Origin of the sequence: Pseudonocardia sediminis, assembly GCF_004217185.1 — a bacterium.
GTDB classification, from domain to species: domain Bacteria; phylum Actinomycetota; class Actinomycetes; order Mycobacteriales; family Pseudonocardiaceae; genus Pseudonocardia; species Pseudonocardia sediminis.
In genome coordinates this window covers 100063-110638 of the sequence record NZ_SHKL01000002.1, presented here as the reverse complement: position 1 = coordinate 110638, position 10576 = coordinate 100063, and the positions used below count along the sequence as shown (strand labels likewise).

General features: G+C 71.2%; 7 protein-coding genes and 1 pseudogene. 3 read left to right on the top strand and 5 right to left on the bottom strand.

Annotated elements, in window-relative coordinates; translation table 11 throughout:
* A partial coding sequence (locus tag EV383_RS30955; protein ID WP_130295469.1) for a putative sulfate exporter family transporter occupies positions 1-329 on the bottom strand: 329 nt, incomplete at its 3' end.
* Between the two features lie 37 nt (positions 330-366).
* Positions 367-708: a hypothetical protein gene (locus EV383_RS30950; RefSeq protein WP_130295467.1), complete on the bottom strand. Its 342-nt coding sequence runs from the start codon at positions 706-708 to the stop codon at positions 367-369.
* A 172-nt stretch (positions 709-880) separates the two neighbouring features.
* Between EV383_RS30950 and EV383_RS30945 the strand changes: the two genes are divergently transcribed.
* Positions 881-1354, top strand: coding sequence for a hypothetical protein (locus EV383_RS30945; protein ID WP_207223901.1), 474 nt, complete (start codon positions 881-883; stop codon positions 1352-1354).
* Here EV383_RS30945 and EV383_RS30940 read toward each other — a convergent pair.
* Positions 1341-2702: an MBL fold metallo-hydrolase gene (locus EV383_RS30940; protein ID WP_130295464.1), complete on the bottom strand. Its 1362-nt coding sequence runs from the start codon at positions 2700-2702 to the stop codon at positions 1341-1343. The two genes, EV383_RS30945 and EV383_RS30940, sit on opposite strands and share 14 nt — an antisense overlap.
* A 175-nt stretch (positions 2703-2877) precedes the next feature.
* On the opposite strand from EV383_RS30940, the gene EV383_RS30935 reads away from it, so the two are divergent.
* Positions 2878-3510: a class I SAM-dependent methyltransferase gene (locus EV383_RS30935; RefSeq protein WP_242623547.1), complete on the top strand. Its 633-nt coding sequence runs from the start codon at positions 2878-2880 to the stop codon at positions 3508-3510.
* Between the two features lie 566 nt (positions 3511-4076).
* Here the strand turns inward: EV383_RS30935 and EV383_RS30930 are convergent.
* Positions 4077-4468 (bottom strand): annotated as a pseudogene (locus EV383_RS30930) (transposase); the annotation flags it as partial.
* A gap of 170 nt (positions 4469-4638) precedes the next feature.
* Between EV383_RS30930 and EV383_RS30925 the strand changes: the two are divergent.
* Positions 4639-5487 (top strand): hypothetical protein, encoded by an 849-nt coding sequence (locus tag EV383_RS30925; protein WP_130295462.1) that lies wholly within the window; start codon positions 4639-4641, stop codon positions 5485-5487.
* On the opposite strand, the gene mobF is transcribed toward EV383_RS30925, so the two are convergent.
* Positions 5484-10349, bottom strand: coding sequence for a MobF family relaxase (gene mobF, locus EV383_RS30920; RefSeq protein WP_165438618.1), 4866 nt, complete (start codon positions 10347-10349; stop codon positions 5484-5486). The two genes, EV383_RS30925 and mobF, sit on opposite strands and share 4 nt — an antisense overlap.
* Between the last annotated feature and the right edge of the window lie 227 nt (positions 10350-10576).

Here is a 10576-nt window from a genome sequence, read left to right as displayed (position 1 = left end):
GACAGCGTCGCCCCCAGGACGACGATCGAGGTCTGCAGGACGGGCTTCGAGGCGAAGGTGAGCCCGGGCCGCAGCGTCTCGGTCGGCCGAAACACGGTCGCGACGAGTGCACCGATCACGATCCCGAACACCGGCCCGCCGACGACCGGGACCTCCAGCCCGGCAACCGTCGCCACACCGGCGATCAGCAGTGCCACCGCGAGACCGGGCAACCGGCTGCCCGCCCGCTCGGTGAGGCGCCGAAGCGGCGGGGTGGAGCTCTCCACCCGCGGGTGGTCGTCGTGTCGCGGAGTGGGTGAGGAGACGACGCGGTGATGAGGACGTGCCATTAGCTGTCCCTTCAACGGAGGTGCAGGGTTCGGGAGGTTAGGGATCGATCAGCCCGAGGTCGTAGGCGGAGTCCAGGTCGTGGGCGACGACGATCACGTCCGCGCCGACCGCTGCGAGGCGGTCCGCGGCCCACGTGTCGAGCGGATCGGAGAGAACCAGCCAGACCTCGCCGTGGTGGCCGATCTCGTCGGCGAGCGCCTGCTCGAACGACACGGAGCCGCACAGACGCGCACCGGCCCGTTCTTCAGCAGGTCGGGCGTCAACCAGCACCACCGGTCGGATCCGGTCGCTGCTGCCGCAGTGCAGGTCCGCGAAGCTCGCCTGCGGGTAGCCGCCGACCGTCTCCGACATGGCCACGACTTCGGGTGTCGATCCCACGGAGGCCCACCTTCACCGCTAGAATGTTCGTACATTTAACGATGCTGAGGTTAGCGTCCGCAACGACTGCGGGCAACCGTTTGCCAATGGCCGATCGCCGGTCCTCCTGGCGACGGCAGATCGAGGGGAGGGCCCAGTGAGGCGATGGGGCCGGCGGGAGTGGTGGACCGCGGTGGCCACGGCAGCGCTCGGTGCGTTGTCACTGACGGTGCCGACCGCGGTTCTTCCGACGCCGTGGTTCGACAGGGAGATCGCGGTGACCTGGTGGAGCTATCCGGTCGTCGCGGTCGTCGCGATTCTGGGTGGGCTGGTCGCCGCGACCTACGTCCGGCCCATCGAGACCCCTGCGGCGGGAGGTCGCCGTGCATGGGTCGGCGGGGCTCTGACGTGGTTCGCGGTGGGGTGCCCGGTGTGCAACAAACTCGTGCTCGTCGCCCTCGGCTACGCCGGCGCGCTGACCTGGTTCGCCCCGTGGCAGCCGGTGCTCGCAGCCGTGTCGATCCTGTCCCTGCTCTGGGCGTTACGGGCTCGGTTGCGCGGTCAGCGGTCCTGTGTGGTCGCTGCGAGCGGACAGAGCACCGCAGCCGGGCCGCCGCCCGGCGTCGGCGGGGACGGAACGGCTGCGGTCGGGTTCAGTCGGTCGTGAGCCCGAGGCTCCGTGCGGCGTCGTAGTCGTCGTCGATATAGACGACGTCGTAGCCGGCCCGGTCGAGCAGGCTCGCGGCGATGCTCGCCCGGAAGCCGGAAGCGCAGTGCACCCACGACTGCCCCGCAGGCACCTCGTGCAGGGACTCCAGCAAGGAATGCAGCGGGATGTGCGCCGATCCCGGGATCAGTCCGGCCGCGCGCTCGTCGTCGCGCCGGACGTCGAGGATCATCGGGTCTTCGCCTCGTTCGCGGGCCGAGACCAGGTCGGCGAACGAGGATCGGGGATAGCCGTGGATCTCGTGGGGAGTGGCCAGCTCACCGGGCGCGCCCAACGCAGCACCGGCGGGCCGGTCAATCCCGATGCGCACCAGCTGACGCTGGGCCGCGGCAACGTCGTCCTGCGATTCCCCGACCAGCGTCACAGGCGTTCCCCACGGGATCAGCCAGCCCAGATAGGTCGAGAACTGCTGCCCGAGGGCGACACCGATCGTTCCGCCGATGTGCTCGGAGGCGTACGCCACCCGGTCCCGAAGATCGACCACCCACTCACCGGACTTGATCCGGTTACGCAGCTCGTCAGGATCCACCGGCTCAGGACTGGAGAGGTCGACAGGCGCCGGGCCCTCCCGGTTCCGGACGCCCATGTGAACGTAATAGCTCGGGTAGGCCGTGAGTCCGGCGATCAACGTCTCGACGAAGGAGTCCTCGTCGTCCTCGACCAGGGCGTCGTTGCGCGAGCGCTCCTGACCGATCGTGCTGGCGTCGCCACCGGCCGACGAGCCCGAGGAGCAGAAACTGCCGAAACCATGGGTCGGATAGACCGCGGCATCGTCGTCGAGCTCCCCGGCCAGCCGCCGCGCCGAGCGGTACTGGGCGCGGGTCATCTCCTCGGTCCGGGCGGGATCGACGAGGTCGGTCCGTCCGACGCTGCCGAAGAGCATCGAACCGCCGGTAAACACCGCCGGCGGCCCATCCGATGCGATCACCACATAGGATAGATGGGTGTCGGTGTGGCCCGGGGTCGCGACGGCCCGCACCGTCAGAGAACCGGCGGTGCGTTCATCCCCGTCCGAGACCGCGTCCCGGTTGAAAGCCACATCGTCAGCGGCGGCCACGAGGTATCCGGCGCCCGTGCGACGGGCGAGGTCGTACCCGCCGGTCACGTAGTCGTTGTGGATGTGGGTCTCGACGACCAGAGCGCAGCGCAGGCCGTGCTCTTCCAGGATCGATTCGACCCGGTCCAGGTCACGCTGCGGGTCGACCACGATCGCTACGTCGCCATCGTGGGCGATGTAGCTGCGGTCGCCGAGCTCGCTGGTCTCGATCACCTCGACGGACAAGCTCATGAGGGGCTCCTTCCAGCCGTGCTAATGACCGTACATTAGAACCCAGGTTCTCTCCCTATGGGAAATCGCATTCGTCGTCCGCGTCAACGACGCAGTGATCCAACGAGTCCGATGCCGGACCGTCAGCGACGTGATCTGCCCATGTCAGCGCAATCGCAGGCGCTAGGTTGGCGAGGTGGCAGACCCCAACTCCCGGGCCAACGGACACCGGATCTTCGCTGCCTTCTATGACCAGATGCTCGCCCCGGTGGAGCGATCGCTCCTCGGTCCTCGCCGCGCGGCACTGCTAGGGAACCTGAGCGGTCGGGTGATCGACGTCGGCGCCGGCACGGGCGCCAACCTGCCGTTCTTCCGGTCCGCGGACGAGGTCCTCGCCGTCGAACCGGACCCCGCAATGCGGCGCAGGCTGGCCGGCCACTCGAGTCGATGCCCGGCACCGATGACCCTGTGTGCGGCAGGTGCCGACGACCTTCCGGTCGAAGACGGCGCCGTCGACGCGGTGGTGTTCGCCCTGGTCCTCTGCACGGTTCCGGAACCCGTCAGGGCCCTCGCCGAGGCCCGCCGGGTGTTGCGGCGCGGCGGGACGCTCGTGGCTCTAGAACACGTCGTCGGGCATGGGCGCCCCGCAGCGTGGCGTCGCCGGCTGGATCCGTTGTGGACGCGGATGGCGGCGGGATGCCACCTGGACCGCGACACGGAGTCGACGATCCGAGCCGCGGGATTCGAGCTGGCGGCGGTCGAGCATTTCGGCCCGACGCCCTCGTGGGGCCCCATCGGGTCGATGGTGCAGCTGACGGCTCTCCGCTGATCGAGCAACAGCCGATAGGGGTCTCGCTCAGCCTCCCCGGGCCGGACCGGCTGATCGCCGGCCTGGTCGGCACCGGCGAGCGGTGTCACTCTGGGCTCGTGGACAGAAAGAGCTTCGAGGTCGCCCGCATCACGCCTGGGAACCTGCGGGTACCTCGCGACCAGTTCGTGTTGGTCTGGCTGGAGGCCGACCGACGCCAGGCGGAGAGCACTCGGAGTGAGAGCGACGACTGGTACGTGGGCGCCGTGTTACGGACCTGCCGGTGGATGGCAGCGGTCCCCATGCGTACTGCCATATGTGGCGGTCAGACACGGTCGCCGGTGACGCAGAGTGCGTTCGTGGCCCGGCCGGAATCGATTGAGGCGGAATGGCAGGCCGCGCAGCGGCCGGACCGATTCTCCCCGAACCTCGCCGCCCGCCCCGGGTGGCGCGAGGGGGTCCAGGCAACATTCAGCTGGGCATGGTGTCGACAAGGTCCCGCGCCAATCGAGATCCCGACTGTCTAAGGCAGGTGGTCGCGGACCCGGTCGAGGACACGAGCTGCCGGGGGTGTCTCTATGGGTTCGTCAAGCTGCAGCGAGTCCGGGATCGGGCTCGCGGGCGGCTGGTCGGGTGTAAGGGCGTCGGTCTCGGAGCATTGCGAACAGGACGTCGGTGCGGCAGCGGGCCAGGCAGATCAGAGCGGCGTTGTGTCGTTTGCCTTGGGCTCGTTTCGGTCGTAGTAGGTGCGGCTGGCGGGGTCGGCCAGGGCGGCGAACGCGGAGAGGAACAGCGCCGATCTCAGGGCGTGGTTGCCGCGTTGGGAGCGTGTCTCGCCCTTGATCGAGGCCCCGGAGCAGCGGGTGACCGGGGCCAGACCGGCGTAGGCGGCTAGGTGGCCGGCGGTGGGGAACGCGGATCCGTCGCCGACGATGGTGAGGATCTTGATGGCGGTCCTGACTCCGACTCCGGCCATCGAGGCCGAATTACTGACGAGACGGCCGCTTGACTGGATCACCGCCCGTTGCACGGAGGCGTCTGGCCCATGGCCGCGGGGCGGACTCCATGGCGATGTCACGGCTGCGTCGTACGATGGTCTCCTCCGCGGCGACCGGTCGATCGCCGCACAACGCTCGGGGTGGTGGCGACGTGACCGTGTCGAGGATGCCGTTAGGTCGCTACGGCGACACCCGTGTCGAGCCGGCCACGTTGTTCGACGTTGAGGACAGCTCGGCCGGGCCGCCGCCGGACGCGATCGAGGTGCAGTTCCGCTGCCCGGTCTCGCTGTCGGTGATGCTCGACGGTATGGCCGAGGCCGGCCTGGACGACGCGGTCCAGGCGTGGGGGAGTGCCTACAGCGACCTGATTGGTCAGGTGCTGGTGGAGTTGCAGCGCGGCGCAGGCTACGTCGTCGACGGCGATCGTCGCGCGCTGGCCCCGGCACGGCTAGAACTCGCGGCAGTGGTCGAGGCCGAGGTGCCGGAGATGGCGAAGGCGCGCTGGCACGCCCACGTCTACGTCGGAGCGACCGCGGAGTCGCTGATCGACGGCACGCGGTGGCCGGTCGACGTCGACGAGCTCCAGCAGTCTGTCTTCTCCCTCACTGAGTCCTTCCACTCGAATCGGCTGTGGGAGCTGGCGGAGCGGGAGCTCGGGGTGGTGTGGGGTCAGCCGCGGCCCGGCGCGGTCAAGGAGATCATGCAGCCGCCCTGGCATGAGCACATCGACCCCCCGGAACGGGGCGTGTGCCCGGGTCCCTGGGGCCCTCGCGGGTACCGCGTACTCGCCGACGAGGACAAGCTCCGGTTGGCGGTCGAGACCGAGGCGCGGATTGCGCACCAGCGTGAACAGGGTCTGTGGCAGGAGCCGACGTGGCAGGACGCGCGAGCGTACTGGGACCGCGTCCTGACCGAGGCCGACGAACGGGTGCGGGCGGCTAAGGCCGCCGGCGAACCGCCACCGCCGGCGGACCTGCTGCCGGGCGATCAGCGGTTCTAGTCGTCCTCGTCGTAGCCGTACTCAAGGTCCTGTTCGGGGTTCTCTAGCTCGATGCCGCGGCCGGCCTCGGGCCCGCGGCGCTCGGCCTCGGTCTGCAGCTGGTCGTCGTGGGCGCGTCCGGCGTAGGCGGTCTGTTCCTCGCGGGCCTCGGCGGCCTGCTGCGCGGCCGGGGCTTGGCGGGCGCGGTCGAGTTCCTGAGCGCGCGCGTTGTCTCGCATTCGCGCGGTCGCGGCCTGGGCGTTCTCGGCCGCGGTCTGCGCGGTGCTCCACCCCGGGTCATCACCCCCGTTGACCTCCTGCGGCCGGCCAGACTCCTCAGCGGCCTCGACGTCTGCGGAGGCCTCGACGTCGGTGGGTTCGGGTGGGTCCTGTGTGACCGGGTTGTTCTCTGGCTCGTCGACGGGTCCCGGCTGCTCCGGTGCGCTCTGGCCGGTCTCGGCTCGGTCCGGCTCGTTGATGACGGTGGCCTCGTCGATGGCTGTTTCGGTGTCGGCGTTCGTGAGCGGCTCGGTGTCGTGTGCGGCGGTGACTGCGGGCGCCTGGCTGGCCGCCGGACCCACGACGTCCACCTGGTCGTCGCTGTGATCGGTCGTCTGGGCCTGGTCGGGCTGGGTGTCGGTGGTGAGGGGGAGGAGGGTGAGCTGTTCGGCGGCGGGCTGTGGCGGGCTGGTGTCGCGGTGCTCGGGGAGTCCGCGGCGCGCGAGCTCGACCGCGGCGGCGTGGTCGGCGGCGCGCAGCGGTTCGGTGTCGGCCCACCACTGCTGCCGGGCGGCGTGGGCGGTGTCGAGTTCTGCTGCCTCGGCGGTGTAGTGCTCGGCGAGCTGCTGGTAGCGCTGCACGGTCGCGGCGAGGTCGGCGTGGTCGGGGTCGTTGGTGGGGATGTTGGCGAGGCGGGCGGCTTCGATGGTGGCGTCCTCGCGCAGGTCCGCGGCGAGGCGGTGGGTCACTGAGAGTTCCTCGGCGACGGTGCGGGGCCCGTAGTCCTCGGCGCGCTGCAGGGCGTGGGTCCAGATCTCGCGGGCCTGGTAGAGCTCGGCGTCAGCCCGTCCGCGCCAGGCGGCGGTGGCCGGGTCGTCGTCGAGCTGCGCGGCGGCGGCGAGCCACCAGGCGCGCGTGAACTGCTGGGCCTGCGGCGGTGCCTCACCGATCGAGATCTGCGTCTCGGGGATGCCGCGGTACTCCCGGAACGCGGCCACGACGCCGGCCCGCTGCTCCCACTCGGCGCGCTGCTCGGGTTCGGTCTCGGCGTCGGGGACCTGGGGGAGGAGCTTCTGCGCCCACACCGGCGGCTCGAGGGCGGTCGCCCGCCCGAGCTCATCCTGGCGGTCCTGCCCCAGCTCACCGAGTGCGGTCAGGTAGTCCCGCACCGGCCCTTCGGGTAGATCGGCCACCTGCCCGACCCAGTCCCACTCGGGCGTTCCCACGCTCGGCTCGGTCGTCTGCGCGGTGTGTTCGGCTACGCGTGCCGCGACGCGGGACTCGACCCGCCAGTGCAGCACCTGCGAGAGCGACCGAGCCCCACCGAAGTCCCTCATCTCGACCGCCTCGGTCAGGAGGGCGCGCGGGTCGTGCCCGGCCAGCTCGGCGCCGCGCACCACCCCGAGTAGCCGCCCGTACGCGCCCTCCTCGCTGAGCTGCGCGGCGCGGGCTTCGCCGAGGAGCTCGGCGAGGATCTCGGCGTGGTGGGCGTGCCCGGCCTCGGCGCTGACCTGGTTGAACAGTTCCCCGATCGTCGACAGCGACGACTCCTCGGCCTGACCCAGCTCGCGCACCAGCAGAGCGGCGTCCTGCCCGCTGCGCTGTCCGAGGATGTCGGCGAGGCGTTGCGCTGCGGTGTCGTCGATCCGCCGCGGATCATGGTGGTCCGGGGCCCGCTCGGTCACCATGTAGAGCAGGTTCATCTCCCGGCCCCGCGACCCCGGCACGTACACCGACTCCCGCGTGGCGTCGCGGTCGAGCAGCCCGCGGCTGACGTCGACGGTGAGCCCCTGCGCGGCGTGTGCGGTCACCGCGTAGGCCAGCGTCACGTGCTGTTCGACGTAGTCATCGGGCAGGTGCGCGACGGCGCCGCGCGGGTCCCGTGCGAGGAGCTGCCCGTCGCGGTCGCGCCCAATTACGGTGTAGAGCTCCCGGTTGGTCACCGGGAGCCGACTCCCGTCGGGTGCGGCGTCGACGCGGAGCCGGTAGTCGTTGTGACGGGCCTGGATGACGTCCCCGACGCCGATCCGGGTCTCGTCCGGAAGCTCCACCAGGATTTCCGGGGCCACCCGCCCGACCCGGACGAGTTCGCCGTGGATGTGCTTCGACAGCTCCGCGGCCGTGGCGTTGGTCCCGACCACGAGCAGCGCCTGCTTGCCGTCGAGGGTGTCGGCCAGATGCCCGCGCACGGCGGCCTCTTGCATCTGCTCGAGCGTGCCCGCCCGCAGCCGCCCGTGGTCGTCATAGGCCGCGACCGCGGCCGTGTCGCCGGCGCGCAGCAGCAGCGACGCCTCGGCCTCCCACTCCTCAACGAAGCGGTGCACCGTAGCCAGCTCGAACGTCGCCGGGCGGGCGGCGAGGTAGCTGAACATGCCCCCGGCGCCGACCTCGTGGAGCTGTTCCGGGTCACCGGCCGCCAGGATCTTCGCCCCCGCCGCCGCGGCCATCTCCACCAGCCGGGCCAACTCAGGCGTGCCGCTCATCCCGGCCTCGTCCACCACCAGCAGGTCACCCGCACCCAGCCGGTCACGCGCCTGCCCGGTGTCCGGGTCCGGGGTGAACGCGGCCAGGAACTGCGCGGTGTTCATCGCCTCCAAACCCAGCCCGGCGAGGTTGCGAGCCGCGATCGTCGCCGTGGCCACGCCCACCACCCGGCCACCGATCCCCGCGTTCCACTCCCGCGCCAGCGCGCCGATCGTGTGCGACTTCCCCGTCCCCGCCGGGCCCACGAGCACGTCCCCGACCCGCCCCGAGGACAGCACCCCGACCACCGCCGCGACCTGATCGCCCGACAGCCCGACCACGGACAACCGCTCCGCCGCGGCCGCGGCGACCTCGTCACCGACCCGCACCGCGCCGTCGGTGTCGAAGGTGGCCACCAGACGCTCCTCGGCACCCAGGTGCTCGGTCGTCACGTAGCGCTCGTCGATGTGGGCCCGGAACCGCGACCGGCCATCGGTGTCCAGACGGCGCAGCGCATCGGGCACCGGCACGGGGTCCCCGGCCGAGGCCTGCACCACCCCGAACCCGGACCCCGGCTCCAACACAGCGCGGGTCAGCGTGGCCAGGAACGCCGGCCGCTCGTCCGCCGCTACGCCGAGGCTGGCCGCGTGATCACCGAGGTGGTGATCGATGGCCGCGGTCAGGTTCCCGACCGTCCACGTCGCGTACTGCGCCTGCACATCGGCCACACCGGCCGTGACCGCCGCGCCCACCCGCCCGGCCAGCGTGACCGGCCCGCCTGACTCGGCCGCGGCCAAGCCCGGGTCCTGTCCGGTCACGGCCTGCCCTGCCGCCATGACCGCCAGCACCGCCAGCGCCGCCTCGTGACCGCTCATGGCCACCGCACCGCCGGCGATGTCCTGCTCGGCCGCCGGGTGCCGGCCATCCGCGACCGCGGCCACGACCGCGGCATCGACAGCGTCCAGCGACGCGGCCAGCCGCGCGCGACGGCCGGGATCCTTGTCCGCCCACTGCGCGACCGCGGCCGGACCGGCCAGCCCGGTCTTCGGGGCGCGGGTCTCCTTGACCGCCTGCTCGGCGATCGCCCGCCGCGCCCGTGTCCCCGGCTCCCGGCCGTGCCGGTCAATGTAGGCCTCGGTCAGCTCCGCGACGCGCGGCCGCACCCGCTCGTGCGTCCGGGTGGAGGCCTCCGCCATCAGTGCCGGGTCGATTCCCACGATCTCCCGTGCCACCCCATCACCGCGGGTCTCGAACAGCACCCCGTCAGACTCAGTGAGCAGCTGCTGATACGCCCGTGTGTACGCCGTCGACAGGGCGTCCTTCACCGGCCGGAACCCGGCCCCGTCCAGGGCGTACACCCGCCCGTCGGCGGTGGCCGCCCGGTTGAGCACCGCCCCGTGGGCGTGCAGCTGCGGCTCCCCGTCACGGTTCGTGTGATGGGCGAAGATAACCACCGACAATCCGGTCGCCTTCTCCCACTCACCCACCGCCCGACCCGACGGCCCGGCCGCCCCGTGACGCCCCGTCCGCACCCACGCGACGTCGTTCTCCACCGACCGGACCGCGATCCGGATCGCCTCATCATGAGCCCGCCGCACCCGCTCCGCACCCTCGGTGTCACCCGCAGCCAGAAGCGCCGTGTAGTACACCGACACGCTCTTGACCGGGGAAAACGTGACGTCGTAGTACGCCGTCGACGACCGGGCCGTGCGCGACGCCGAGGCCTCGATCTCGGCCCGCCGTTCCGCGGGGGCGTCCGGCTCCTTCTTCAACGCCGCAGCCACCTTCTGCGCCGCCGTCTGGTACTTCCGCGGCTTCGAACCCAGGTAGATCGGGGTCTTCTCGCTCGACCCCTCCAGCTCCTGATCGGGGTACCGCAGCTGCCCGAAAATCGCCCGCACATCCTCCTCGCGAGCGCCCTCCCCGGCGCGCATCGACAGCCCCAGCGCCTCCATCCCGGCGCCGAACCACACCCCGGCCGGCTCACCCGCAGCCACCGCGGCAGCCATGTAACCGGCCCCGCCGGCCCGGTCCACGCCTACCTCGTGGGCGTGCTCGTGGGCGGCCTCCGAGCCGCGCGCGGACCCTTGTTCGGGGGAGTCGAGGTCCTGCGCGGGCGTCTTCTCCGGGTGCGAATCGCACCCGTGGAGCAGGTACTCGACCGAGCCAGGCCCGATCGCTGTGACCCGCACGACGCCCACGGCGAGAAGGCTACGGGACCGGCACCGCTCCGGCAAGATCATTTGATGCATAGGTGTGAGGCTCTTGTAGTTGGTACTTGGGCAGTTACGCTGTGAGGGGTAGACGATCAAGGGCATGGGTCCACGACAAGATCATTACGGAGGTCCTGGAAGGCCACGAGAGTGGCCATGAAGCAAGCGAGCATGTACGGCACAGACGCCATAGCGGCCAGCGAAAGAAGCAGACT